The following is a 25,923-nucleotide window of genomic DNA, read 5'->3' as shown; positions in this document are numbered from 1 at the left end:
GTGGTGTTCACGCCGGTACGCCGGAAGACCGCGGCTCCGGACACCGGAGGCAGCCTGCCCGCAGGCCCCCTCGCGGCGGTCCTGGCCGTGCTGCTGCTGGCCACGCTGACCGCGGCCGTCGCCTGGGGCTCGACCTCCGTCCCGCCCGCCGAGGTGGGGAACGTGGTGTGGCGGCGGCTTTCCGGCGAGGCGCCGCGCCCGGGCACGGACGACCTCATCGTCTGGCAACTGCGCGTCCCGCGCGCCCTGCTCGCCGCCCTGGTGGGGGCGGGCCTCGGGCTCGTCGGGACCGCGGTGCAGGCGCTGGTGCGCAACCCGCTGGCCGACCCCTACCTGCTGGGCATCTCCAACGGAGCCTCCCTCGGCGCGGTCGCGGCGATCGTGCTCGGTCTCGGTGCCGGCGGGGCGCTGGGGCTGGGACTGTCCGGCGCGGCCTTCGCCGGGGCGCTGGCCACCTTCGCGCTGGTATGGACGGTGGCCCGGCGAGGCGGGGGATTCGCGCCGCTGCGGCTGGTGCTGGCGGGAGTCGCGATCGGCCAGTTCCTGTCCGGGTTCACCAGCTACCTGGTGTTGCGGACCGGCGACGAGCAACAGACCCACAGCGTCCTGTTCTGGCTGATGGGCAGTCTCGGCGGAGCCACCTGGGAACTGCTCGCGGTGCCCGCGACGGCCGTACCGCTCGCCGCGCTGTGGCTCCAGGCGCGCGCCCGGGGCCTCAACGCCCTGCTGATGGGCGACGAGACGGCCGCCGCGCTCGGCGTCGACGTCACCCGGCTGCGCCGTGAGCTGTTCACCGTCACCAGCGTGCTCACCGGGGTCCTGGTGGCGGTCTCCGGCGCGATCGCCTTCGTCGCGCTGATGGTGCCGCACGCCTGCCGCCTGGTCGTCGGCGGCGACCACCGCCGTCTGCTGCCGGTCTCGGCGCTGTTCGGAGCGGTGCTGCTGGTGGTGGTCGACATCGTCTGCCGTACGGCCATGGACGCCCAGGAGCTGCCGGTGGGAGTGGTCACCTCGCTGCTCGGGGCTCCGGCCCTGCTGTATCTGCTGGACCGGCGCCTGGGGAGCGGCAGTTGAGGATCGACATCGAGGACCTGCACGTCGCCTACGCCGGCCGTACGGTCGTGGCGGGCGCCCACCTGGTCGCCGCCGAAGGGGAGATCACGGGCCTGGTCGGCCCGAACGGCAGCGGCAAGTCCACGCTCCTGCGCACCGTCTACCGGCACCTGAAGCCCACCGCCGGGCGCGTCCTGCTCGCCGGCACCGACCTGGGCGAGCTGACCCCGGCCCGGTCGGCGCGGCACGTGGCGGCCCTGCCCCAGGAGCGGGGGAGCGACTTCGAACTGACCGTGCGCGAGGTCGTCGCGATGGGCCGCACGCCCTACAAACGGGCCTTCGCCGGGGAGGACGCCGCCGACCGGGACATCGTCGCGCGGGCACTCGCCGATGTCGGCATGGCCGAGCAGGCCGGGCGCCGCTTCACGGCCCTGTCCGGCGGCGAACGTCAACGCGTCCTGCTGGCACGGGCGTTCGCGCAGGAACCGGACGTCCTGGTGCTGGACGAGCCGACCAACCACCTCGACATCCGTCACCAGGTCGAGCTGCTCGCCCTGCTGCGGGACCGACGCCGTACGACCCTGGTGTCGCTGCACGACCTCAACGCCGCCGCGTCCGTCTGCGACCGCCTCCACGTCCTGCACGCCGGATCGGTCGTCGCCTCCGGCACGCCGCGCGAAGTCCTGACCCCCGGCTTGATGGCCGAGGTGTTCGCGGTGCGGGCTGCTGTCGTCGACCATCCCCTCACCGGTGACCCGCTGATCGCCTTCGACCACCGGACGCCGACGCACCCCGCGCCGACGGACCACGCGCCGACGGATCAGACACCAAAGGATCCAGCACCAACGGATCAGGCGCCGACGACCGTGGCGTCGGAGACCGGCGCGCGCGGCTGACCACGGTCGGGCAGGACGACGGGCGAACCCTGCCCGACCACGCGGCGGCCGCCGCGACCGACTGGCACGACCGGCCGCAGTGACCGGCCACCGGCCGCAGTGACCGATCGTCGTGACCGGCCGCAGTGACCGGCCGCCGCGAGCGACGGTCCGCGACCGGCCGTCGCGGACACCCCCTGCCGGGCCCGCCCCGATTTCCGGGCGCGCCCGGGAACTCACCCGCGATCAGTCCCGACTTGTGGGACGAGGCTGCCGTCCCGGCAGCGCACTTACGACCTCAGAGGGGCGGCAACGGTGACACGCCACAGTCCCGGTTCGCAACAGCCCGGCCACGTATCCGTCGGCGAGACACCTGTCGGCGAGGACCGGTGGCTGCTCGTCGCCGTGGCCGGCCTGCTGTCGTTCGTGGCGATGCTCGACATGAACATCGTCAACGTGGCCCTGGCGGACATCGCCACCGGACTGCACGTCTCCGCCGCGACCGCCCAGTGGGCGGTCCTGGCCTATCAACTGCCCGTGGTGGCCCTGCTGTTGCCGGTCGGCCGCTGGCTGGACGGCGTCGGAGCACGCTCCGCCGTACTGACCGCGACCGCCGGATTCGGCCTGTGCAGCGCGCTGGCCGCCGCCGCACCCTGGTCGGCCTGGCTGATCGCCGCCCGCCTCGCGCAGGGCGCCTTCGGGGCCGTGCTCTTCGTCCTGATGCCCGTGCTCGCCCTGCGTGCCGTACGGCCGGAACGGCGCGGCCGGGCCATGAGCGTGCCCGCGACGCTGGGCCCGCTGGGCGCCGTGACCGGCCCGGCCGTCGGCGGGCTGCTGCTGGACCACCTGGGCTGGCGCTCCGTCTTCCTGGTCAAGCTCCCTTTCTGCCTGCTCGCCCTGGTCGCGGCGTGGCGGGCGATGCCCGCGGACGGCGGCCTGCGCCGCCCCGACCGCCGGACCACGGCGGAAGCCCTGCTGGTGGGCTCGGGAGTGGCCGCCCTGCTGCTCGCGCTGACCACCGCGTCGAGAAGCCCGGGGTGGGCGGTGCTCGCGCTTGCCGCCGTGCCGCCGTTGTGGTGGTGGCTGCGCGGACCGGGCGGCCGTCCGGTGATCGGCGTCCTGCGGGCGACGGGCCTGTTCCCGGCACATGCGGCGGTGCTGGCGTCGGCGGCAGGGTTCGCCGCGATGCACTACGTCGTCGCCCTGCACCTCCAGCGCGATGACGGCGTCAGCGCCACCACGACCGGGCTGACCGTGCTCGCCTTCCCTCTCGGCATGGGGCTGGCCGGACCGGTCGGCGGTCGCCTGGCCGACCGGTGCGGGCCCCGGCCGGTGGCGGTCGGCGGCGCCGCCCTCACCGCCGCCGGCCTGCTCCTCCTCGTCCCGCTGGAGGGCGACTGGTCCCCGTGGTCCGTGGCCTGGCGGCTGGCGGTGGCCGGCATCGGCATGGGCTTGCAGGGCGGCCCCACCCAGGCCCTGGTCATGGGCGCCGCACCACCCGACCGCACGGCAACCGTGGGCTCTTCGGTTCAACTGGCCCGCGGTCTCGGCTTCACCCTCGGCCCGGCCCTGGCCACCGCGGCCTGGGCCCCGGCCGGAGGCGACAGCGGCGCGACGGCCGGGCTGGCCCTCGCGGCCGTCGCCGCCTGTCTCGCCGTACCCCTGCTCGCACTCCGCGCACACGGTCCCGCGTGCGCGCACCGGAAGTCCACCGACGCGGCACCCGCCGCCCCCCGCCCCTGACCGAGGAGTCCTTCCCATGTGCGGAATCACCGGCTGGGCGTCCTTCCACCACGACGCCCGCACCCAGGCCCCGGCCATCGAGGCCATGACCGCCGCCCTGACCCGCCGCGGCCCCGACGCCGGAGGCGTCTGGCTGGGCGAGCGCGCCGCGATCGGCCACCGGCGCCTGGCCGTCATCGACCTGGCCGGCGGCGCGCAGCCGATGACGGACCGCCCCGACCGGCCGGACGTCGTGCTCACCTACAGCGGCGAGGTCTACAACCACCACGAGCTGCGGGCCGAGTTGCGCGCCCGCGGTCATGTCTTCCGCACGCGCAGCGACACCGAGGTGGTGCTGCGGGCCTACGCGGAGTGGGGCGAGGACCTCGCCGAGCACCTGGAGGGCATGTTCGCCTTCGCCGTCTGGGACGAGCGCGCCGGGCGACTGCTGCTGGTCCGTGACCGGCTCGGCGTCAAACCACTGTTCTGGGCGCCCGTCGACGGCGGCCTCGCCTTCGCCTCCGAACCCAAGGCGCTCTTCGCGCATCCGGAGATACGGCCCCGCGTGGACGCCGACGGGCTGCGGGAGGCGTACAGCCTGCTGTTCAACACCGGGCCGACGGTGTGGTCCGGAGTACGGGAGGTCGAGCCCGGTGGCCTGCTGATCCTCGACCGGGACGGAGTCCGGGAACGCCGCTACTGGCAGCTGGAGGTCCGCGACCACACCGACGACCGGGAGACGACGGTGGACCGGATCCGTGCGCTGGTCGGCGCGGCGGCGCGCAGCCGGCTCGAAGCGGACGTCCCGCTGTGCAGCCTGCTGTCCGGAGGCATCGACTCCACCGTCCTGACCGCACTGCTCGCCGACGAACTCCGGGTGCGGGAAGGCGGGGAGGCGAGGATCCGTTCGTACGCCGTCGACTACAGCGACCAGGCCGAGCGGTTCACCGGAGACGTCCTGCGCACCGGCCACGACACGCCGTACGCCGCGGAGGCCGGCGCCTTCATCGGCACGGCGCACAGCACCGTCGTCCTGGACCCGCGCGAACTGCTCGACCCCGAGCACCGCAGCGCGGTCGTCGTGGCCCGTGACTCGCCCATCGGCGTGGGCGACATGGACACCTCGCTGTACCTGCTGCTCGGCGAGATACGCCGGCACTCCACCGTGGCCCTGTCCGGCGAGGCGGCCGACGAGGTCTTCGGCGGTTACCCCTGGTTCCACCGTCCCAGGGCACTGGCCGCGCAGACCTTCCCGTGGCTGCTGGTGACGGGCGACGAGGCCGCCATGCCCCTGAACCCCGAACTCGACCTGCGCATCGCGGAGTTCCGCGACGACACGTACCGCGGCGCGCTGGCCGCCGTGCCCCACCTCGACGACGAGAGCCCTGCCGAACACCGGCAGCGCGAGATGCAGCACCTGTCCCTGACCCGCTGGCTGCGTCAGCTCCTGCACCGCAAGGACCGGTTGAGCATGGCGCAGGGCCTGGAGGTGCGCGTCCCGTACTGCGACCACCGGCTCGTCGAGTACGCCTTCAGCACACCCTGGGCGCTGAAGAGCTTCGACGGCCGCGAGAAGAGCCTCCTGCGTGCGATGGGCGCCGGCCTCGCTCCGGAGTCGGTCCTGCACCGCCCCAAGAACCACTATCCGGCCACCCACCACCCCGACTACAACCGCGGCCTGCAGGACATGGCCCGCGACGCCCTGGCCACCGAGCGGGTCCGCGCCCTGGCCGACGAGACCCGCATCAAGCCCTGCCTCGACACCCCGCCCGACCGACTGGAGTGGGGCCATCGGCTGCGCCTCGAACGCGTCGTCGACCTCGCCCTGTGGCTGGACCACTACCAGCCCGAACTCGCCCTCTGAGGAGCCACGCCCATGACCCTCCGGGAACCGCTGCCCGCCGCCGATTCCGCCGCCGATCCCGACGCCCTGCCCGATCCCGTCCCGCTGACGGGCTGCCCCTACAAGGCCGACCCCTACCCCCTGTACGACCGGATGCGCGAGGCGGGCCCGGTCCACCGCGTCCTCTTCCCCAGCGGCGTACGGGCCTGGCTCGTCACCGGCTACGACGCCGCGCACTCCGCCCTGAACGACGAACGCCTGGGCAAGAACCACGACCGGGGCAACGACCGCTGGCGAGCCCGTGCCTCGATCATGCCCGAACCGCAGCACTCCCAGCTCCAGGTCCACCTCCTCCACCAGGACCCGCCCCGGCACACCCGCATGCGGGGCCTGGTCACCGACGCCTTCACCCCGCGCCGGATCGAGAGCCTGCGCCCCCGCTTCCAGGAACGGGCGGACGCGCTGGTCGACGCCCTGCCCGAGAGCGGCCCCGCCGACCTCGTCACCGGCTTCGCCGCCCACTTCCCCTTCCAGGTCCTGGCGGAAGTCATCGGCCTCCCGGAGGAACTGGCGGCGCGCTTCGACCGGGACTGGGGCAAGGTCGTGCAGCCGGTCGGCCCCACCGACCCCGGACGCCCTCTCTACGAGGCCCGGCTGCGCGGACTGCAGAGCTACATCGCCGCCGTCGTCACCCACAAGCGAGAGCACGGCGACGACGACCTGCTCAGCGGCCTCGTCGCCGCGCGCGACCGCCGTGAACTGTCCCAGGAGGAACTGGACTCGATGATCTTCCAGCTCCTCGTAGCGGGCCAGGAACCGGTCACCAACCAGATCACCACGGCCCTGGTCGCCCTGTTCCGCCACCCGGACCAGCTCGCCCGGCTGCGCGACGAGCCAGGACTGCTGCCCCGCGCGGTCGAGGAACTCCTGCGCCACGACAGCGCCTTCGAACTCACCACCTGGCGCTTCTTCGACCAGGACAGTGACCTGCACGGCACCCGGATACCGGCCGGGGACTCGGTGATCGTCTCGCTGTGTGCCGCCAACCGTGACCCGCGCCGCTTCTCCGCCCCCGACACCCTCGACTTCGACCGCAGTCCCAACCCCCACCTCGCCTTCGGTCACGGGATCCACTTCTGCCCCGGCGCGGCACTCGCCCGGGCCGAACTCCAGATCGCCCTCGGCACCCTGCTCGCCCGGCTGCCCGGTCTGCGCCTCGCCGTCCGGGACGAGGACATCGAGTGGATCCCGGCGGTCCTCGGCCGCGGCACCCGCCGCCTGCCGGTCGACTACGACCGACGCCTCTGACACCGAGGTCCCGCCGACGGGCTACGACCGACGTCTCTGACACCGAGGTCCCGCCGACCGGCTTCGACCGACGTCTCTGACACCGAGGTCCCGCCGACCGGGGGCGGCCACACCGACGGAGCCGCCCGGCCGTCCCGCTCCCACCGACCCCGGCGCCTGGCCCGAGTCCCGCCACGGCGCCATGTCCACGTGCCCTCGTACTCCTGGAGGAACGGCATGCCACTGACGACCGCGCCGGACACCGCCCCCACCCGTATCGGCGCCGAGATCCTGAACCTGCTCCTGCCCCATCACCGCACCCCGGACCCCGATCGCGCTCCCGCTCTTCCGGAAGCGTTCCCCCATCAGCTGCGCCGCATCAACGAGTTCGTACGGGACGGCGCCCCCGTCGTCTTCACCCTCCCCGCCTTCCCGTGCAAGTCCCCCAACCCCGCCAAGGTCCTCGGCCGCCTCCCCGACCAGGGCGAACGCCTCTCCCTGAGCTTCCTGAACAGCCTGTGCACCGACATCGAGCGGATCTATCCACCCGGCGCACACGTGATCATCTGTTCCGACGGCCACGTCTTCGGCGACCTCATCGGCGTCCCCGACCACCACATCGACGCCTACGCCGACGAACTGCGCCTGCAGATGGACCGGTCGGGCCTGGACAGACTGTCCGTCCTCGACCTGCGCGACATGCTCGGCGACCTCCCGCACGACACCAAACGCGCCCGCCTGCACGCCCGCCACGCCCCGACGGTGGAGGCCCTGCGCGCCGAGTTCCGTGCCGACGAGCAGGCTCTCGCCCTCTACCGGGGCATCACCCGCTTCCTCGTCGAGGACACCGCCGACTGGGCCGGCACCCGCTCCGCCCTCCAGCGCGCATGCCGGCAGCGCGCCTACGGCGTCATACAGCGCAGTCGCGCCTGGGGCGATCTGATCGCCGAGCACCACCCCCACGCCGTACGCCTGTCCATCCACCCCCAGCCCGTCGGGGCGCCCAAATTCGGCATCCGGCTCCTCCGCGCGCCGGACGCCTGGACCACTCCCTGGCACTCCGCCGCCCTGCGCCGAGCCGACGGCACCTGGACCCTCATGCCCCGGAGACGGGCGGCCCGGGTCGGCCGGCTGGTGCGGCAGGGCGGCCGGGACAGTCACTTCGAGCAGCACGGGGCGGCCTGAACCGGGACGGTGTCCTGCCCCGGTCACCCCCTCCGGGTGCGCGGCAGCCGGCGACGAGGCCGCTCCTGCCGGCCCCGACGGGATGCCCTGTCGACGCGGGACATCAGTGACAGGGCATCCCCTCACCGGATCAGCGGCCGAGCAGTTGCTTCAGCTTCCTGCCCTTGGCGGACTCGCCCAGTGTGTCCCACAGCTTGGCCGAACCGGTGTACGTGTACACGCCCGGCGCTCCCTGCGCCGCGCAGCCGTCGCCGTACGACACGATGCCCACCTGGTAGACCCCGCGGCGGCCCGGCAGCTTGCGGAACATCGGTCCGCCGCTGTCCCCCTGGCAGGAGTCCTTGCCCTCGACCCCCGCGCAGACGTTGACCTTCTTGTCGTAGCCCGGGTAGGACGCCTTGCACTCGATGTGCGAGACGATCGGGACGTCCACCGCTCGCAGCCGGTCCGGGTACCGCGGCACCTCCGTGTCGGTGTTGCCCCAGCCGATGACCGTGGCCTTGGCACCCGGGCGGATGAGCGCGTCCGTGCCGGCGGTCGGCAGGTTGACCGGCGCGGTACCGGTGACGGGCTTGTCCAGCAACAGGAACGCCATGTCGTACGCCTCCTGGCCCCTGGCGTAGCGGGGGTGGACGACGACGTCGATGACGTTGCGCAGCCGGCCCTGGTTCTTCTTGGACAGCACGGTGCGGCCGACGACCGTCTCGAGCTGCTTGGGCTGTACATCGACGACGCAGTGGGCGGCCGTCATGACGACGTTCGAGTCCAGCAGGCTGCCGCCGCAGAACTGCCGGTCCTGCGGGTTGCCCCGGCCCTTGGTCAGCAGCGCCGCCATGAACGGATACGAGCCCACGGGCTTCTCGGTGCCGCCGATGACGGGGCTGTCCGGGCGGGCGGGGTGCGCCGGTGTCGCCGCGCCGGCCGCCCCGGTGGACGTACCGACGAGCCCGAGCACCGCACCGGCGGCGATCGCCAGGGAGGCGATGCGGCGGGGCGCGGTTCTGTGGGCAAGGGAAAGACGCATGGGGGGTGTCTCCAATCTCCGAAGTGCCACCACGGCGGACACTCCCGAGGCGTTCGGTCGGGCCGGACGACACGGAACTGAGCCGGCGGTGGCATACCGCCCTGTCAGAGGGGATCTTGCGGAGGGAGGTTCCCGAGACACCCGTCGGCACGGAGGGAGGCCGTACCGGTCAGAGGACGTCGAGCAGATCGGTCACCGGCCGCCGGGGGCTCGCGGGACCTACCGGGCCGTAACCGATCCGGATCACCATCTGGACATGCCCCATGGCGGACACGGGATCCCGGACGGCCCACCGGAACTCCGGCCACTCCAGCGGTTGGGAGGTGACCGAGGCGACCAGTCCGTCCGCGGTGGCCCGGAGCAGGACCCGCTCCAGCGCCTGACCGGCACTCAGCCAGTCCACCGGCTCGTCGTACGCCGTGCCCAGCAGAGCGATGTTCGGGTTCTTCTCGAACGGCGCCCAGCCACGCCCGGGCATCGCACGGTCCCTCGCGAAGTCACGGACCGGGGCCGAGGCACCGCGCTGCCGAGGACCCAGCGCCTCGGCGGAGATGCCGTCGGTCGCCCCGCCGACACCGGCCGGCTCCGTACGCGTCCACCGGGCCGTCTCCTCGCGCATCTCCGGCGAGCGTGTCTCCCTGCCCTCGGCGTCCTGCACCAACTCCAGGATCGACCGCACATGCCAGGCACCCGGGAACGTCAACTGGGCGCCCTCCGCGCGGGCCGCCTCGCACAGCCTGTCCACCGTGGCGGCGGAGATCGCCTCGTCGCGGAAGGGCATGCGGCTGGAGTGACGGCGACGGATCGCGGAGCCCAGCTCGGCGAGCGCGCCGTCGGGTGTACCCGCCCCGAGCAGGTGCACCTCGGCGAGGAGCTCGGGGAAGGCCGGTTCGGGCAGTACGCGGACGATCGGCGCCAGCCCCGCCGCCGCGGCGGCCACGCGCAGGTTGAGCAGGGCGGCACCACATCCCACGTGCAGTCCGCGGTTCTCGGGGTCGGTTCGCGGAAGCGCCCGTTCCAGGTCCGCGTACAGGCGCAGGACGCCGACGTCGCGCAGATAGCGGAAGGACCAGGGCTGCGCGTTGTGCAGCGAGGGCGCCGCGGCGGCGTCCGCCACGAGCGCGGTCACGGCGTTCACGTCGAGAGGTTCTGCGGTCACGGTGGCTTCCCTTCGGGCCGGTTCGGCGGCTCACCCACGGGTCGGGACGGCGATGACGGGACAGCGGGCGTAGCGCAGCACGCCCTGGCTGACCGAGCCCAGCAGCATCCCGGTGAAGCCGCCACGGCCTCGGGTCCCCACGACCAGGCCCAGTGCGTGCGCCGCGGCGTCGGCGAGGACGTGAACGGGATGGCCGACCAGCACCTCGTGGTGCAGGTCCACCTCGGGGTGGTCCGCGCGCCGGCCCGCGACGATCTCGGAGAGCAGCCGGCGGCACTCCTGTCGCGGCTCGTGCTCATCGAAGATCTTGAACGGCCCGGGCTCCCAGACGAGCAGGGCCCGCAACCCGGCGCCGCGCAGGGCCGCTTCCTCGAACGCCACATCGACCGCTGCGCCGGACTGCTCACTGCCGTCGACGCCGACGACGTAGTACGGGGGCTCCTGTGTGATGTGCTCGGACTCGGGAACGACCACCAGGGGACAGTGCGTGTGGGCCATGAGCGGCAGGGCGACCGACGCGGAGCCGAACACCTCCTGCCGCCGGTTCAGGTGCCGTGATCCCAGCACGACGGCGGCGGCGTCGCGACTCTGCTCGCGCAGCACCCACACCGGATCACCCTCCGCGAGCAGGGACTCCATGTCGAGCCGCGGATGCCGGGCCGCGGCGAAGTCCATCGCCCCCTCCAGCACCTGCCTCCCGGCCTTGTGGAGCGCCTCGTTCCACTCCTCCCACGACGGCGGGACCTCCCGTCTCCGGTAGCCCCGGGTGGGCACCCCCTCCACATGGACCGGGCGCAACGGCAGCCGACGGCGGTCGGCCTCGTCGGCAGCCCAGGCCAGTGCCATCCGGCGGGCGGGATCAGGATCGACGCCCACCACGATCGGCCGGCGGTCACCGGGCCGGGGCACGGTCGCCTCCGGTCATCGATGCGGGAGCGTTCATCGCCCTCGCCTCCTCACGGTGGCGCGAGGCAGCGCCGCCACCGATTCCATGGAAAGCGGTGCCCCGGCGGCCTGCCATGGGCCATTGGTCCCCACGACGGGCCTGCCGGGCCACGGTCGCGCGGGAGGGGACCACCGCGCACCGGCCCAGAGCGCCGATCGGGAACCGCTGGTCGGGAACCCGCTCGGTGACCCTCCGGCGCGGTCTCGCGCACGAGCGGCCTCAGGAAGGGACCTCAGGCCCCGGCGCGGGGGCTGTTCGGCCCCAGCGCGGAGGGACCGGACGCGGTGCACTGGATGCGGCCGCCCCGGGCCTCGCCCCGGGGCGGTGGCCCACGCCGTGCTTCTTCTCGCAGCGCGCCCGATGGCTGTGACGCCCGAACTTCTCCGACAATGCTTATAAAACAGCAGATACCGGACAACATCCGAGGTGCCCATGTCCCATGCCGTCCGCCAGGAGCCCACTCCGCTCACCGACGAGGAAATCCGCACCTTGGACGCGCACTGGCGCGCAGCGAACTATCTGTCCGCCGGACAGATCTACCTCATGGCCAACCCGCTGCTGACCGAGCCACTGCGACCCGAGCACATCAAGCCGCGGCTGCTCGGCCACTGGGGGACCTCGCCGGGACTCAACCTCGTGTACACCCACCTCAACCGCGTGATCAAGGCGCGCGGACTGAACGCACTGTGCGTGTGGGGCCCGGGGCACGGCGGGCCGGCTGTCCTCGCGGGCTCCTGGCTGGAGGGCAGCTACAGCGAGACCTACCCCGATGTGACGCGGGACGCGGAGGGCATGGGCCGCCTGTTCCGGCAGTTCTCCTTCCCCGGCGGTGTGCCGAGCCACGTGGCGCCGGAGACCCCCGGGTCGATCCATGAGGGAGGCGAACTCGGCTACTCGCTCGCGCACGCCTACGGCGCCGCCTTCGACAACCCGGACCTCCTGGTGACCTGCGTGATCGGGGACGGTGAGGCGGAGACCGGGCCGCTGGCAGCGTCCTGGCACTCCGACAAGTTCCTCGACCCGGTGCACGACGGAGCCGTCCTGCCGATCCTGCATCTCAACGGCTACAAGATCGCCAATCCGACCGTGCTGTCCCGCCTCCCGGAGGAGGAACTCGACGCCCTGCTGCGGGGCTACGGCCATGAACCGCTGCACGTCACCGGCGACGACCCCGCCGAGGTGCATCGCGGCCTGGCGGCCGCGTTCGACGAAGCCCTGGACCGGATCGCACGCGCGCAGCGCACCGCCCGCGAGGAAGGATCCGCCGACCGGGTGCACTGGCCGATGATCGTGCTGCGCACCCCTAAGGGCTGGACCGGCCCGGCCGAAGTGGACGGCGAGCCGGTCGAGGGCACCTGGCGTTCCCACCAGGTCCCGCTGGCCGGCGTCCGCGACAACCCGGATCACCTGCGGCAGCTGGAGGACTGGCTGCGCTCGTACCGGCCCGAGGAGCTGTTCGACCCGGACGGACGGCCGAGTGCCGACGTGCTCGCCTGCGTCCCCGACGGAGCCAGGCGCCTCGGGGCGACTCCGCACGCCAACGGCGGCCTGCTCGTCCGCGATCTTCCGCTGCCGCCGCTCGACACCTTCGCCGTGCCCGTCGACAAGCCCGGCGCCACCCTGCACGAACCCACCCGGATCCTCGGCGACCTGCTCGAACAGGTCATGCGGGACACACGAGCGCGCCGGGACTTCCGGCTGGTCGGTCCGGACGAGACCGCCTCCAACCGGCTCCAGGCCGTCTTCGAGGCCAGCGGGAAGGCCTGGCAGGCCGGGCTGCTTCCGGTGGACGAGCACCTGGACCGGCACGGCCGGGTCATGGAGATTCTCTCCGAACATCTGTGCCAGGGCTGGCTGGAGGGATATCTGCTGACCGGGCGGCACGGACTGTTCTCCTGCTACGAGGCGTTCGTCCACATCGTCGACTCGATGGTCAACCAGCACATCAAGTGGCTCAAGACCTCGCGCGAGCTGCCCTGGCGGGCCCCCATCGCCTCCCTGAACTACCTGCTCACCTCGCACGTCTGGCGTCAGGATCACAACGGCTTCTCCCACCAGGACCCCGGATTCGTGGACCACGTGCTCAACAAGAGCCCCGAGGTGGTCCGCGTCTACCTGCCGCCGGACGCCAACACGCTGCTCTGCGTGGCCGATCACGTCCTGCGCAGCCGTGACTACGTCAACGTCGTCGTGGCCGGCAAACAACCCTGCTTCGACTGGCTGACGATCGAACAGGCCCAGGTCCACTGCGCGCGCGGCGCCGGGATCTGGGAGTGGGCCGGCACGGAGAACGGCGGGGAACCCGACGTGGTCCTCGCCTGCGCCGGTGACGTCCCCACCCAGGAGGTCCTGGCCGCCGCCCAGTTGCTCCGCCGTCACCTGCCCGGACTGTCGGTGCGTGTGGTCAACGTGGTCGACATGACCCGGCTGCTGCCGCACGGGGCGCACCCGCACGGCATGACCGACGCCGAGTACGACGGCCTGTTCACCACCGGCACACCAGTGATCTTCGCCTACCACGGCTACCCGTGGCTGGTCCACCGCCTCGCCTACAGCCGCACCGGCCACGGGAACCTGCATGTGCGCGGGTACCAGGAGTCCGGCACCACGACCACCCCCTTCGACATGGTCGTCCGCAACGATCTCGACCGCTACCGCCTCGTCATGGACGTCATCGACCGCGTACCCGGCCTCGCCGTGCGCGCCGCGGCCGTACGCCAGACGATGGTGGACGCCCGCACCCGCCACCACGCGTGGATCCGCGAACACGGCACCGACCTGCCCGAGGTCGCGGAGTGGAGCTGGAACGCCTGAGCGTTCCGTGCGGCGCCCGAGGGCATCACGACGAACCACAGCGAGTTCCGGTACCGCGTGATGAGCCCTCGGCCGGCAGATCGGCCCCGGGGACCGCTCGGCCCCGGCCGGCCTCCGCGGCGACTGCCCGCGGAGGATCGGTCGGCCCCCGATGGGGCCATGTGGCCCCTGATTTCGGCCGGCGCCGTGGCGCCACGCTGGTGGCGGAACCCTCACCCCGGGAGGCGGCGACCATGTCCCGAACCATCACCGTGGGCCTCGACGACTCGCCAGAAAGCCGGGCCGCTGTCGAGTGGGCGGCGCGCGAGGCACTGCTGCGGGGCCTGCCCCTGAAGATCGTGCAGGTGCGGGAGCCGATGCCCAGGTACATGGGGCCGACCCCGCTGCTCGACCTCGAGGGCTACCACCGCTGGTCCGAGCAGCTGACCCGCGAGGCCGCGGACGGCGTCCGGCTGCACCACCCGGGCATCGACGTGCACACCGAGCAGCTCACGGGAAACGTGGCCGACGTGCTCTGCGAGGCGGCGGTCCAGGCCGAGCTGCTGGTGCTGGGGTCACGGGGCCTGGGCGGCCTCCGCGGGTTCGTGGCCGGTTCGGTGAGTCTGGGTGTCGTGGCCCGCGCCGAGCGACCGGTGGTCCTGGTGCGGGCCGGGGAGCAGGCCGCTGACGAGCACGAGACGGACGCGGCGGGCGTACCGTCCGCCGCGGCGGCCTTCCGGCCCGTCGTGCTCGGGCTCGACGTCCCACACCCGGACGACACGCTCCTGGAGTTCGCCTTCGACGCCGCCGCCCGGCGGAAGGCCGCCCTTCGGGCCGTCCACGCCTGGCCCGAGCCCTCGACCTCGTTCCACGGCATCTCCGCCGACGGCGCACACCACGACTCGCTCGAACGCGGGCAGGCCTCCGCCCTGAGTCAGGTGCTGCGGCCCTGGCGGCAGAAGTTCCCCGACGTCGAGGTGATCGAGGCGAGCCGGTGCGGCAGCGCTCCCCAGGTCCTCGTCGACGAGTCCCGTGACGCCTCGCTCGCCGTCGTCGGCCGGCGTGTCCGCACCGGCTCCTTCGGTTCCCACATCGGGCATGTCACCCACTCCGCCCTGCACCACATCGCCGCTCCCGTCGCTGTCGTCGCACACGGCTGACCCGTCACCGACGAGGAGGAGAGCCATGTGCCGTCGGAGCGGGCTCAGCCGGGTGCCGTCGAGGCTTCACCCGGCTCCGTCAGGCGGATCCCCGCGACCACCTCGGGGTGGATGCGTACCGTCTGGTCGACGCCCTCGACGGGCGCCCAGGACCGCAGCGACGGTCCGATGCGGGCCAGTTCGACGGGATCCGTCACCAGCCGGGCATAACCCGTGACGAACACGCTCCAGCCGAGGTGCGTGTCCGGGTCGATGGCGTCGGCCTCGTAGGCGACGACCACGCCTCGGCCGTCGGCATCCGCGCCCGGCGACGTCAGGGCCGCGCCATCGTGCGTGCGGATGAGGATGTCCCCGTGGTCCAGGACGTGGGCGACCGGACGGACGGTGGGCAAGGCCTGCCGGGTGAAGACGATCCTGCCCAGCGACACGCTGCCCAGCAGCCTCAGCGCCTCGTCGGGGCCGAGGTCGACGCGCTGGCACGCGAGGGCATCGTTGCGGGTCATGACCTGCCTCTTCGGGGAGGACGGCGGCGGTCTTCGCACCGGCTCCGGCCGGTCCACGGACACGGAGTGCGATGCGAGCGGAGCGACACCGCGGGGGACCGGTGCCGCTCCTGCTCCCACTGTCCCGCTCGACGAACCCGCCGCCCAGTGCCGTTCGGGTCCGTCGAGGGGCCGGATGACCCTCTCAGCTGCTGTCACCGGTGTCCGTGCCGGTCAGCGCCCCCGGAGCGCCTCCTCCGCCACCAGAAGGGGAACGGAGTCGGCGGCGTCCCACTCGGCCGGATCCGCGCCTGGCCGGTCCGCGGAGCGCTATCGTGGCGAATGACACCGAAATCCCACCCCTTCGGTTATCAGGGGCATGGAGGCGCGTGGTGGCAAGCCCGGAAGAGCCTCGTGTACGCCTGCCGCAGCTCAAGCTCGACGAGTTGCTGGAGGAGCTGCAGGCCAGGATCGACGCGGCTCGGGGCACGCAGGAACGCGTGCACAGCCTGCTGGAGGCGGTGCTCTCCGTCGGCCGCGAACTGGACCTTGAACACGCGTTGCACGCCATCGTGGAGTCGGCCGCCGTGCTCGTCGACGCCGAGTACGCGGCCCTCGGGGTCATCGGCCCCGACGGCAGCTCTCTGTCGGCCTTCCACACCGTCGGTGTGACCGACGAGCGGATAGCCGAGATCGGTCACTATCCGGAGGGCCACGGCATCCTCGGTGAGGTGATCCGCCACCCGGAGCCGCTCCGGCTGGAGAAGATCCCCCAGCACCCGGCCTCCTACGGCTTCCCGCTCCACCATCCGCCGATGAACACGTTCCTGGGCGTGCCGATCCGGGTCCGTGACCAGGTCTTCGGCAACCTGTACCTGACCGAGAAGCGCGGCGGTGTCCAGTTCGACGAGGAGGACGAGTCGGTGCTGTGCACGCTGGCCGTGGCGGCCGGCGTGGCCATCGACAACGCCCGGCTGTACGAGGAGTCCCGGCTGCGTGAGCGCTGGCTGCTGGCGAACGCCGAGATCAGTCACAGCCTGATGTCCGGCAGCGCCCACGCGGAGGCCCTCAAACTGATCGCCGAACGGGCTCGCGAGCTGATGGGGTCCGCCCTGGCGGCGGTGGCGATGCCGCTGGAGGACGGTGAGTTCCTCACCGTGGAGATAGCCGTGGGCGTGGACGCGGAGGCACACCGGGGCCTGGTCCTCCCCCTGACCGGGAGTCTGATGGGTCTCGCCTTCTCGGCTGCCGCTCCGGTCGCCACCGACGACGTGGGGGATGACGAGCGGATCTGTCCCGAGCCGCCGCGTTTCCAGGGACTGGGCCCGGCCCTGGCCGTTCCCATCGGCACCGGCCGGGGCGGCGTACGAGGCGTGGTGCTGGTGGCCCGCGAGTCCGGTGGGCCGGTGTTCTCCGGCACGGAGGCCGAGATGCTGCGGGGCTTCGCCGCCCAGGCCGCGATCGCGATGGAACTGGCCGAGCGCCGCAAGGACGCCGAGCAGATCGCCGTGCTCCAGGACCGCGACCGGATCGCCCGTGACCTGCACGATCTGGCCATTCAGCGACTCTTCGCCACGGGGATGACCCTGCAGAGCGCGGGCCGCTTCATCGAACACCCGGAGGCGGCCGAACGCGTGCTGAGGGCCGTGGACGACCTGGACGAGACCATCAAGATCATCAGGTCGGCCATCTTCGGGCTGCGGGCCCGCACGGGCGGGGCCGGCGACGGGCTGCGAGCCCGGGTCGTCCGGGTGGTGGGGCAAGAGACCCCGGTCCTCGGCTTCGCGCCCAGCGTGCGCATGGAAGGGCTGGTGGACACCGATGTGCCGCGCGAGACCGCCGATCACGTCGTGGCCGTCCTGTCCGAGGCACTCACGAACATCGCTCGCCACGCCCACGCCGACCGGGCCCAGGTCGTCCTCACGGCCGACGGCCACGAGGTGTCCCTCACGGTCTCGGACAACGGGGTGGGCATCCCGGCGGACGGGCGGCGCAGCGGACTGCGCAACATGGCCGAGCGGGCGGAACAGCTGGGCGGTCACCTCGACGTCTCCCGTCCCGAGGGCGGGGGCGCCGCAGTGTGCTGGCGAGCGCCCCTCACCGCCGCGTAGGCGACATCGACGCGGGAGCGGGAACGCGAGATCACGACGACCACCGCCCCGGCCTCGCGGAGACCCGGACCACCGCCCCGGGCGTGGGCGTCGCGGAGACCCGGGGCGGTGGTCCCGCTGTGCCCGTGGGCCGGCCCCGATTCCAGGGTCAGCGCAGTCGTCGCGGGCAGGAGTCTTGCGGCCGGCGCGGAACGAGCCGCACGCGGGCATCGAGGCAGGTGACGCCGTGCGGCCCGGCCCGACCACCTCGTCCTGATCGAGACGGACGGCGTGCTGCTCGCTCCTGTGCACCAGACCCGGCCGGTGCGCCCGGGCACACCGGCTTGCCGTTCGAAGCCGACCTTGTCGTCGATGTCGGCTCGACGGCACCGATCACGGCCTTCCGTCCACGACGTCGGCGTACGATCTGCGCTCCCCACGGACACCGGCGCCACCTGTTCCCTGTCCGGTCGCGGATGGCGATGGCAGAGCCCCCTTTCCGTAATTGATGTTCATTTACGATCAATATCGGGCGATGTGATCTATTAGGGAACCCGCAGGCCGTGCCTGGCGTCGTTCCGATAAGCAGTCGGTGTTGGGGGGCAGAGGGCGGTCGGAGTTCCGGCGACTGCCTCGGATGTGCTTCCCACAGCAGTCGGCCGCAGGCGTTGCCGTGGTCGCGACCGGGAGGGGGAAGCATGAAGCTGCGTTCTCGCAAGACCGGGGGGCAGGAGCCGGCCGATCAGGAATTGGTCATGGACATCGCTCGCGAGGTCGTTCAGCGTGTTGCGCCGAGTGAGGTCCGCTCCTTTCCGCTCACCAGCCAGGCGTACTTCGCTGATCCGGAGCGCGCCCTGAAGGGCGACCGGCCCGGCGACAAGGCGGTGGGCAGCGGGCTGAGCCAGGTGGTGGACGCTGTGACTCCTCTCGCCCTCGCGGTCTCGTCCGAAGTCGCCGTCTATCTGGTCGCCGAATCCCTCCGCCGGGGGACGGTGCGCCTGGCGAAGGAGACGACCCAGGCCGTGCGGCGGCTGATCCGGAACCGGCCGGCCGAGGACGACGCGAGCTCGGGTCGCGCGGAACCCGTCCTGGATCTGCCTGCGGAGGAGCGCCAGGAGGTGCGCCGGATCGTGGGGGACGTGGTGCGGCGCAACGGCCAGTCCCAAGCGGTCGCGCGGGAGATCGCGGATGCGCTGATCGGCACCGAAGCCGGATCCGATGCGCACTCCACGCGGGAGCCGGGACCCACGGCCCAGCCGGACGCCCGCGGACCCCGTCCCGAGCGAGAGCAGGGTGAGACGGCGGCGCGGGACGCATGACCACGCCATCGCTTCAACCGGCTGCGCCCCCGCCGGGGCCAGGCGACCCGCATGCCTCGAGGGATCCCGAGGACGAGCCGCTGCTCTCCAGCGGCACCTCCTCCCTGTTCGTCCTGTTGATCGGTGCCGTGGCCGCTACCACGTCGATGGTCTTCTATGTCCTGCACACCGTGCTTCCCCTGGGCGCCCATGGGAGGACTTCACTCATCGCCGCGGGCACCGCCGCCGTGTTCGTCATCGCGGTCACTCTTTACGCAGCCCGTCCCTGGTGGACCAGGCGCAAGGACGCCCTGCAGCCCCTGACAGACGCACTCGGTCCGGAACTCGTGGCCGAGCTGCGCGGCCTGTGCCGAAGAGCAGGCCCGGACACCGAGCCGGTGTTCTTACTGGCGCCGTACGACAAGGGCCTGGGCGCCTTGGCGTTCGGACGGGTCGGGCGCCGGTACGTCAAGCTGCCCATCGGCCTGTTCAACACCTATGACACCGAGCCGGACCTGCTGCGGGAGTCGGTCCTGCACGAACTAGCGCACCTGCGCAACCGGGACGTCGATCAAGCCCACTTCACGATGGCTCTCTGGTGGTCGTTCGTGACCGTCGTGGTTCCGCTGATGCTGTTCCTCGCACTGGTGCCGTCGTTCTTCCCCGGCGCCGCGCCGGACGGCACATCGGAGGTTGGCCTCGACTGGCAGCGAGCCGGACGGGTTTCGATGTCCTTGGCTGCTTTGACCCTGTTGGTGTACCTCACCCGCAACGCCCTGCTGCGAAACCGTGAGATTCACGCTGACGCGCGGGCCGCGCTCTGGCAGGGATCGTCCTCCGGTCACACCGGGCTGCAGGCCTTGCACGCCCGCCTCCGGCAGGAAGAGGTGGGGCGTCTGGCCTGGGTTCGCCGGTATGGGCATCACCATCCGCCGCCCCTGCTCCGGATCGAGCGCGCGAGCGACCCCTTGTGGCTCATCCGCCCACGGCTGTGGGAATGTGTCGGCGTCGGCATCGTGACAGCGGTCATCCTGGAAAACGGCCACTTCATCCTCGCCGCCTTCATGCCCTGGTCGAGCAATCAGGCGACCTTCCTGACTGCCCTGATCTTCACGGTCCCGGTAGCCGCGACGCTGGTGCTGGCCGTCTCCCGGGCCCTGGCCGCGGCGCCGAATCGCGTGTCCGCACTGCGCACGGCAGGCTTCCCTGTGGCCGTGGCTGTGGGCTTTCTCGCGGGTGATGCCATTTCGTTGATCAACACCGGGGGAAGTCGATGGATGCTCTTCTCCCAGATCGATCGCAGTGATTCCTTCCACGCCGGAACGGTGCTGATCACTCTTGCTCCGCTGCTGGCCGGCGGGCTCCTGTTGGCCCTGTGGACGAGATCTGCCGTTCGGGCGGTGACCGCGATGCGGGGCCGGGCCTCTCGCGGAGTGGTGTACGGACTGGCCGCCACCGCCGTGGTCGCGACCACCCCCTGGATGGGTCTATGGATGACGTTGCGTCAGCAAGTCGACGAGACGCTCGTATCCGCGCTGCGGAAGGACGTACCCTTCGTCCATTCCATGCCGAGCGGTCTGGGCCACGGACATGCCGCGTTCCTCACCGCCATCGAATCGCTGATGATGTGGCCGTTCCGACTCTTGTTCTTCGTCGGCAGCTACTACGTGCCGTGGGTCCTGGTGGGTCTGGCACTGCTGTGGATCGTGCCGCTTGCCTGCACGGTTCGCCGACCGTGGCCGACGGGGGAAGCCGCGCACGACCGCTGTGTGCACGACGCCCGTCGGGCCCTTGCCGTCGCAGCGGCCGGTGCCTTCCTGTGCACGCTGGCCTGCCTCGTCCAGCTGCTGCTGGCAAGAGCCGCCTTCCGCGCAGCCACGGGCAATGCGGAGCTGGAGAAGTGGGCCCAAGGCAACATGGACGCCTTCTTGGCGATCACCGTTGCCGCTCTGAGCCTGGCTGCGGGAGCCACCACGGTCGTTGTCACCCGGCAGCGGATTCCTCTCGCCCTCATGACGGTGTTCGTCGCGGGAACCTTGGTGACCGGTGTGGTGTGGCTGGGCTCCATGCCCGGCAACTGCTACGCATTTGGGGACGGCGGCCTGGTGGACATGTGCTTCAGGCCGTTGTCCGCCCATACCACCGGCAGGTTCTGGCACCACGCGATTGTGCTCGGCACACTCGCCGCGGTGCCCGTGGTCCTGGTCGCCGCGGGGGCGCGGGCAGCGCTGCGGCAGCGGCGGAATCACTTCAAGGGAGACATACCGCCCGTCGGCAGCCCGAGCGCCCTGCCGCTCGGCGACCACCGGCCGCTGCGTGTCCGCATCGTCGGCACGCTGACGGCTGCAGCCCTGATCGTCCCGCTCGTCCCCGCCGCCTTCCTCAACCACCGGAACTGGTACGTCTTCACGCTCGACATGCCGCCTGCCCGATGTCTCGAAGGAACCTGGGTGGAGACGTCGTACCGCAGGACCCTCCCCTTGAAGGCAGGCAAACTCACCTTGACGCGTCAGGGCGGTGCCTCCCACCGATTCGAGCAGGACGGCACGCTGATCGTGGACTTCGGTTCCGGCATAGAGGAAAGCGGCTCGTTGGCTGGCCATCGTCTCTCCTACGTCTACGAGGGAAGCGTCCGCGGCACTTACCGAATCGAGGATGGACTCATCGTCTACGGCGACCGGGTCTCCAAGGGACGGCAGCACCTGTTCTTCGACGGTGCACAGCAGATGACGACGTCGCTGACCGGCCATATGACGAAGGTCGAGGAGTTCTCATGTGCCCAGGACAGACTGAGGCTTCGTGCCACGCGCTACACCATCATGCTGCGACGCGCTGAAGCTGCACCGTAAACCCCATCGGCCACGCACCCGGGATGCGCCGGGTGCCGCATTCCTGGGCCTTGCCCGCAAGGCGGCCGGTGCGGCCCGGCCGCGGGAAGACAGGCAGCAGGTCGGCTGGCCCCGCCCCCGCACCGATGTCACCCGGCGTCAGGGCTCGGGGGGCTCACGGGGTGGTGGGCCCGGTGTCCGGGAGGAAATGCACGTCGTAGCGGTCCTGCTCCGGCAGAAGGCGGTCGAAGGGTTCCTGCCCGAACTGGATACGCCCGAGCGTGCGGAAGTAGTCGAAGCGGTCGACGCCCGGGGTCAGGATTGCCAGCAGGTCCGCGGTGGAGTCGACGGTCGCCCCGAAGGAGTGCGGGATGCCGGGCGGGACACAGACCAGGCCGCCGGCGGCGACGGCCGTCGTGCTGCCGGCCACGGTGAACCACATCGTCCCCTCCAGCACGTGGAACAGCTCAGTCGATCGCGCGTGGTAGTGGGTTCGGGCCCCGGTGGCGCCCCGTCCGAGGGTCAGGCGGTTCGCACCGAGCGCCCCTCCGGTGTCCGAGCCGTCCGCCAGGAGCACGAAAGTACGGGTGTTGACCGTCCTTGCCCGAAGGTGGGGGAGTCCCCCAATGCCATCAATGGTTCGTTGTCAGGCACACCGTGAGCCTCTGCGTACGAGTGGTGGGTCAGCGCACGTGTGAGGATGTCGGGTCCGGTTGAGATCCCCAGCGTCGCTGACAGTTCGCCAAGGGCAGGGTTGCTGAGGTGCAGGCCACGCGGGTCTGTCTCCGAATGACCAGCGGGCTGTGCGGATCTGGCTTGGAAGACCGCGCCCTGAACTGTCGTTTGGGCACGGAGTACCAGGGTCTCCGCCGGTGTCTTGTGCCCGCTGCGGTCCTTGTGCGGAGCGGTTGGACCACGGCCGAAAAGGCGTCGCGTATGGCGCTGACTGAAACTCAAGCGCTCCTGCGAAAACCGCCTTGCGGCATCAGTCCATGTCCGAGGCGGCCCGATCCGCGTCAGCGCTGCCCAGTACGGGGATACGAAACGGTCACCGGCCACTGGCTGCGCTTCCTTCCGTCTCCGCTGGGCGTGCACGGGGAGCCGCGACTGCTTCAGTGCCGTCGGCGTTCCCTGGCACAGCCGTGCCGGATGGGGTGACATCCGGCCCTGCAGGCAGCCGTCCTAGCTGCGCGAGAGCACCGGTGCGCAGGCGCCGATAGCAAGCAGACCGGCCACGCCTTCCGCTTGCTTGCCCGCACCGAACGCCGCAGCAGCCGCCGCGCCAAGCACTGCACGAGTCAGCGCTACAGCGAAGTCCGGCCCGACGCCGAAGTAATCACGGAACAGATGTGAGACATCCGAAGCCTGTGCCCGCCTCGCCTGTCTCCAGGCCGCGACACGGTTATCGATCCTGGGGCGGGCCAACTACAGGTCCTCGCTGCCCGCCGACCGAGTCGACTCCCGCGGGCACGGGGCCGCCTGTCGATCGAAGTCACCGTTGTGAGACGGGCGGCGATGGTTGGCGGATGGTCGCCGGTAGTCGGCGTGTGACGCTCGGCGCGCAACGGAATCGGAACCGGAAGCTACGCTGGCACTCCTTCCGTCCGTCCAAGGAGCAGCGTGCCGCCGTCCTTCGTGCACCGGATCACCAAGTACGACCCCGCGGACCGCGACGAGCACGGCCACTACACCGGCGCCCAGGACACAGTCAGCGACCACGGACCTGTCGAAGCGGCGTACCTGGCGGCGATCGCCGCTTTCGCGGAGGCCTCGGACATCGACCGGTTGGAGATCCGCGAACCTGCGGTCACCGGCTTCGTGCACTTCGGTGCGGAGCCGCCGGTTGAGGGGCACGGCCTCGGCGGGCTCTTCCCACCCGACCTCACCGGCTATCACGACGGGGCCGAGGTCTCCCTTCCGGTCGCCCTGGAGCTGGTCCGGGCCATGCTCCGCGACCAGGGCGCCTGGTGCCGACTGGAGGTGGGAGATGTGTTCACCGTGCATGTCGGGTGGGACCAGTATGTGTACGTGGGCAGCGATCGGCCCTGTGAGGACGCCGTGGCCCGTACCCGGGAACTCGGCCTCTTCCCGGAACCGCTGACGGCGTCGCCCTATGCGGCTGAGGTCGACGAAGCGGAAGTGACAGAGCCGGCCGACGAGGACTTCTGGACGCGCGTGCGCGCCGTGCTTGCCTCGCGGCACACCTTGCTCCTTGAGGAGACCTACGTCCGCAACGCCGCACGCTGGCACCGCCTCACGCCGGAGAACCTCGACAGAGTGCGCGCCGGTCTCGGCCCGCGCGCCCTGCTGACCCTCTGGCCTGACCTGACCCCGGACGTCGGCGCGGTTCTCGCCGCGCTGCCCGAGGAGGGATCCGTGGAGTTCGTCTGGGAGGCGCAAGACGGGATGATCAGCTACGCGATCGTCGACGACACCGAGTACCAGGAGCTCGCCACCCAAGTGGCCGATGCGCGAGCGGCCTGCGTCCTGCCTCTGTCCCTCGACGAACGCCACCCGCTGCTCTGCGCTGTCCTGCCGGACAGCGACGGCGTGCTGCGCGCCCGTTGGTGACCCGGTTCGCGCGCGCCGCGCGGGACAGCTGGAGAGCTACCGCTGGGCAACACCGCCCCAGTCGTCCGCCGCCACTGCCGGCACCCTGGGCGCCGAGGCCGTCGACCTCCTCTGCACCGACGAACTCGGCTACAGGGAACTCGACCGCCACGGCGCCGAACTCCCCGTCGACCGTCTCACCTTCAACGGCACCGTCATCGAAACCGGCACCGACTCCCACCGCCTCGCCAGCACCCGAGCCCGAGCCTGAGAACCCGCCAGAGCCGGCTGACTCACTGGAGGGGGACTCGCACCAACGGCGCACCAGGCCGGGGATAAGGTCGGCGGATGCGCCGGTTCACGGATGGTGAAGCCCTGTCAGGGATCGTGCACGAGGCACTGGGGGCGGGAGCCCACGTTGTCGGAGTGGACCGGTTGCGCGGCGGAAGCAAGAAGGGCGTCTACCGGGTTCACACGAGCGGATCACGGACAGCGAGTGTGATCGTCTACAGCTGGGCCGAGGCCGAGAACTTCTGGCCGGCGGCGGGAGCCATCGACGCGGCTCACCCGTTTGCTCCCGCCTCCGGGCTGGTCCCCTTCCTGGCCGCTCAGCGGAAGCTGGACCGCCTTGGCGTCCGGGTTCCGGGGGTGCTTCTGACTGATGACAGCCGACGCCGTTACCCGGCCGATGTGGCAGTTGTCGAGGACGTTGACGGCCGCACTCTGGAAGGGCTCCTGCAGACGGACCCCGCACGCGCATCAGATGCCTTGAGCGAGCTGGCAGGAATGCTCGACGTCATGCACCAGCAGCACAGTCGGCACTACGGCAGGGTGGACGTGCTCGAACGGGGCCACGAAGCGAGTGGTGATTCATGCGAGCAACTGGTGCTCGAGCGTGCAATCGAAGACCTTGTCGAGGCGGCCGAACGCGACCCCAGGGTCGGATCAGCCTCGGCCTCTTTGCGCGATCGCCTGCAGGAGCTGGCCGCACGAGTGGCTCCGCGCACGCAGCACGGACTGATCCACGCCGAACTCGGGCCCGACCACGTCCTGGTCGACGCCTCCGGACACGCCGTCCTCATCGACATCGAGGGCCTGATGTTCTTCGATGTCGAGTGGGAGCACGTGTTCCTGCGGCTTCGTTTCGGCGACCGGTACCCGGTCTTGTCACGCCCCGGACTCGATCCAGCACGGCTCGACCTCTACATGCTCGCGATGCGTCTCTCACTGGTGGCCGGCCCTCTTCGCCTGCTCGACGGCGACTTCCCGCACCGCACGCTGATGCAGGACATCGCCGAGCACAACGCGAAGGAAGCGCTGGCCCTGCTGGTCCATTAGCACCGCGTCCGCCACAGACGTATCGCTCCCACCGCTACCCGTCTCGACGGCCAGCCGCCCTGACGGGCGGTCGACCGTCCCGCCCGCCCCTCGCCCAGTCGGCAGTGCCGTCATTCGAGCCCAGTGCGATGGTCCGGATGGCCTGTCGCGGCTGCGCGTCACGGGTCGCGTCCGTCGTCACGCGAGCGACCACGTCGCTGGTGGCCTCGGCCGGCCGGTCGTCCTTCCGCTGCTTCGAGAGCGCGTCGGTGCGCCGTGCGGAGCGTTGAGCCCGGGTTGTCACGAGTCCA

18 protein-coding genes and 1 pseudogene are annotated in these 25,923 nt (G+C 71.5%); 14 read left to right on the top strand and 5 right to left on the bottom strand.

Going from position 1 to position 25,923, the window contains the following annotated elements:
- Positions 1-3: 3 nt before the first annotated feature.
- The 6 genes from ACZ7KF_RS30405 to ACZ7KF_RS30380 all read left to right on the top strand — a co-directional run bounded on the left by ACZ7KF_RS30405 (position 4) and on the right by ACZ7KF_RS30380 (position 7,965).
- Positions 4-1,074 carry a FecCD family ABC transporter permease gene (locus ACZ7KF_RS30405; RefSeq protein ID WP_471082309.1) on the top strand — a complete coding sequence of 357 codons (1,071 nt, stop codon included), beginning with the start codon at positions 4-6 and terminating at the stop codon, positions 1,072-1,074.
- Positions 1,071-1,949 carry an ABC transporter ATP-binding protein gene (locus ACZ7KF_RS30400; RefSeq protein ID WP_471081948.1) on the top strand — a complete coding sequence of 293 codons (879 nt, stop codon included), beginning with the start codon at positions 1,071-1,073 and terminating at the stop codon, positions 1,947-1,949. The genes ACZ7KF_RS30405 and ACZ7KF_RS30400 overlap by 4 nt, the downstream gene beginning before the upstream one ends.
- Before the next feature lie 294 nt (positions 1,950-2,243).
- The gene (locus ACZ7KF_RS30395; RefSeq protein ID WP_471081945.1) at positions 2,244-3,671 is read left to right on the top strand and encodes an MFS transporter; all 1,428 of its coding nucleotides are present in this window, start codon (positions 2,244-2,246) and stop codon (positions 3,669-3,671) included.
- Positions 3,672-3,687: 16 nt separating this feature from the next.
- Complete coding sequence (gene asnB, locus ACZ7KF_RS30390; protein WP_471081942.1) at positions 3,688-5,514, top strand: asparagine synthase (glutamine-hydrolyzing); 1,827 nt, start codon at positions 3,688-3,690, stop codon at positions 5,512-5,514.
- 12 nt (positions 5,515-5,526) lie between these two features.
- A complete protein-coding gene (locus ACZ7KF_RS30385) occupies positions 5,527-6,801 on the top strand; it encodes a cytochrome P450 family protein (protein ID WP_471081939.1) in 1,275 nt (424 codons plus the stop codon).
- Between the two features lie 216 nt (positions 6,802-7,017).
- A complete protein-coding gene (locus ACZ7KF_RS30380; RefSeq protein ID WP_471081936.1) occupies positions 7,018-7,965 on the top strand; it encodes an L-tyrosine/L-tryptophan isonitrile synthase family protein in 948 nt (315 codons plus the stop codon).
- A 130-nt stretch (positions 7,966-8,095) separates the two neighbouring features.
- Here the strand turns inward: ACZ7KF_RS30380 and ACZ7KF_RS30375 are convergent, their stop codons facing one another.
- The 3 genes from ACZ7KF_RS30375 to ACZ7KF_RS30365 form a co-directional block, all read right to left on the bottom strand.
- A complete protein-coding gene (locus tag ACZ7KF_RS30375) occupies positions 8,096-8,989 on the bottom strand; it encodes a S1 family peptidase (RefSeq protein ID WP_471081933.1) in 894 nt (297 codons plus the stop codon).
- A gap of 169 nt (positions 8,990-9,158) precedes the next feature.
- Positions 9,159-10,148 carry an Acg family FMN-binding oxidoreductase gene (locus tag ACZ7KF_RS30370; protein WP_471081931.1) on the bottom strand — a complete coding sequence of 330 codons (990 nt, stop codon included), beginning with the start codon at positions 10,146-10,148 and terminating at the stop codon, positions 9,159-9,161.
- A 30-nt stretch (positions 10,149-10,178) separates the two neighbouring features.
- The gene (locus tag ACZ7KF_RS30365; protein ID WP_471082306.1) at positions 10,179-10,994 is read right to left on the bottom strand and encodes a universal stress protein; all 816 of its coding nucleotides are present in this window, start codon (positions 10,992-10,994) and stop codon (positions 10,179-10,181) included.
- 532 nt (positions 10,995-11,526) lie between these two features.
- Between ACZ7KF_RS30365 and ACZ7KF_RS30360 the strand changes: the two genes are divergently transcribed.
- Together ACZ7KF_RS30360 and ACZ7KF_RS30355 are read left to right on the top strand one after the other, a co-directional pair.
- Entirely contained in the window at positions 11,527-13,908 is a 2,382-nt protein-coding gene (locus tag ACZ7KF_RS30360) for a phosphoketolase family protein (protein WP_471081929.1), read from the top strand.
- A 233-nt stretch (positions 13,909-14,141) separates the two neighbouring features.
- Complete coding sequence (locus tag ACZ7KF_RS30355; protein ID WP_471081927.1) at positions 14,142-15,047, top strand: universal stress protein; 906 nt, start codon at positions 14,142-14,144, stop codon at positions 15,045-15,047.
- A gap of 44 nt (positions 15,048-15,091) precedes the next feature.
- Here the strand turns inward: ACZ7KF_RS30355 and ACZ7KF_RS30350 are convergent, their stop codons facing one another.
- Positions 15,092-15,550, bottom strand: a complete 459-nt coding sequence (locus tag ACZ7KF_RS30350; RefSeq protein WP_471081925.1) for a pyridoxamine 5'-phosphate oxidase family protein — start codon at positions 15,548-15,550, stop codon at positions 15,092-15,094.
- 371 nt (positions 15,551-15,921) lie between these two features.
- Between ACZ7KF_RS30350 and ACZ7KF_RS30345 the strand changes: the two genes are divergently transcribed.
- From ACZ7KF_RS30345 to ACZ7KF_RS30335, 3 genes are all read left to right on the top strand, one after another.
- A complete protein-coding gene (locus ACZ7KF_RS30345; RefSeq protein WP_471081923.1) occupies positions 15,922-17,640 on the top strand; it encodes a sensor histidine kinase in 1,719 nt (572 codons plus the stop codon).
- 677 nt (positions 17,641-18,317) lie between these two features.
- Positions 18,318-18,938 (top strand): hypothetical protein, encoded by a 621-nt coding sequence (locus ACZ7KF_RS30340; RefSeq protein ID WP_471081921.1) that lies wholly within the window; start codon positions 18,318-18,320, stop codon positions 18,936-18,938.
- Positions 18,935-21,766 (top strand): M48 family metalloprotease, encoded by a 2,832-nt coding sequence (locus ACZ7KF_RS30335; protein ID WP_471081920.1) that lies wholly within the window; start codon positions 18,935-18,937, stop codon positions 21,764-21,766. The genes ACZ7KF_RS30340 and ACZ7KF_RS30335 overlap by 4 nt, the downstream gene beginning before the upstream one ends.
- Positions 21,767-21,920: 154 nt before the next feature.
- Here ACZ7KF_RS30335 and ACZ7KF_RS30330 read toward each other — a convergent pair whose 3' ends face one another.
- Complete coding sequence (locus tag ACZ7KF_RS30330; RefSeq protein ID WP_471081918.1) at positions 21,921-22,322, bottom strand: cupin domain-containing protein; 402 nt, start codon at positions 22,320-22,322, stop codon at positions 21,921-21,923.
- A 1,043-nt stretch (positions 22,323-23,365) separates the two neighbouring features.
- Between ACZ7KF_RS30330 and ACZ7KF_RS30325 the strand changes: the two genes are divergently transcribed.
- The 3 genes and pseudogenes from ACZ7KF_RS30325 (at position 23,366) to ACZ7KF_RS30315 (ending at position 25,633) form a co-directional block, all read left to right on the top strand.
- A complete protein-coding gene (locus ACZ7KF_RS30325; protein ID WP_471081915.1) occupies positions 23,366-24,316 on the top strand; it encodes an RNA-binding protein in 951 nt (316 codons plus the stop codon).
- A 100-nt stretch (positions 24,317-24,416) separates the two neighbouring features.
- A pseudogene (locus ACZ7KF_RS30320) lies at positions 24,417-24,566 on the top strand (IS21-like element helper ATPase IstB); the annotation flags it as partial.
- A 77-nt stretch (positions 24,567-24,643) separates the two neighbouring features.
- Complete coding sequence (locus ACZ7KF_RS30315) at positions 24,644-25,633, top strand: phosphotransferase family protein (protein ID WP_471081912.1); 990 nt, start codon at positions 24,644-24,646, stop codon at positions 25,631-25,633.
- The last annotated feature ends 290 nt before the right edge of the window (positions 25,634-25,923 follow it).

Source organism: Streptomyces sp. NPDC038200 (assembly GCF_055600785.1).
This window is presented reverse-complemented; position numbering and strand designations above follow the sequence as displayed.

What these genes read in the sequence shown, in the direction of transcription:
- asnB (WP_471081942.1), top strand. Translation starts at nt 3,688, where the DNA reads ATGTGCGGAATCACCGGCTGGGCGTCCTTCCACCACGACGCCCGCACC.
- ACZ7KF_RS30385 (WP_471081939.1), top strand. Translation starts at nt 5,527, where the DNA reads ATGACCCTCCGGGAACCGCTGCCCGCCGCCGATTCCGCCGCCGATCCC.
- ACZ7KF_RS30380 (WP_471081936.1), top strand. Translation starts at nt 7,018, where the DNA reads ATGCCACTGACGACCGCGCCGGACACCGCCCCCACCCGTATCGGCGCC.
- ACZ7KF_RS30375 (WP_471081933.1), bottom strand. Translation starts at nt 8,989, where the DNA reads ATGCGTCTTTCCCTTGCCCACAGAACCGCGCCCCGCCGCATCGCCTCC.
- ACZ7KF_RS30365 (WP_471082306.1), bottom strand. Translation starts at nt 10,994, where the DNA reads ATGGCACTGGCCTGGGCTGCCGACGAGGCCGACCGCCGTCGGCTGCCG.
- ACZ7KF_RS30360 (WP_471081929.1), top strand. Translation starts at nt 11,527, where the DNA reads ATGTCCCATGCCGTCCGCCAGGAGCCCACTCCGCTCACCGACGAGGAA.
- ACZ7KF_RS30355 (WP_471081927.1), top strand. Translation starts at nt 14,142, where the DNA reads ATGTCCCGAACCATCACCGTGGGCCTCGACGACTCGCCAGAAAGCCGG.
- ACZ7KF_RS30350 (WP_471081925.1), bottom strand. Translation starts at nt 15,550, where the DNA reads ATGACCCGCAACGATGCCCTCGCGTGCCAGCGCGTCGACCTCGGCCCC.
- ACZ7KF_RS30340 (WP_471081921.1), top strand. Translation starts at nt 18,318, where the DNA reads ATGAAGCTGCGTTCTCGCAAGACCGGGGGGCAGGAGCCGGCCGATCAG.
- ACZ7KF_RS30335 (WP_471081920.1), top strand. Translation starts at nt 18,935, where the DNA reads ATGACCACGCCATCGCTTCAACCGGCTGCGCCCCCGCCGGGGCCAGGC.
- ACZ7KF_RS30315 (WP_471081912.1), top strand. Translation starts at nt 24,644, where the DNA reads ATGCGCCGGTTCACGGATGGTGAAGCCCTGTCAGGGATCGTGCACGAG.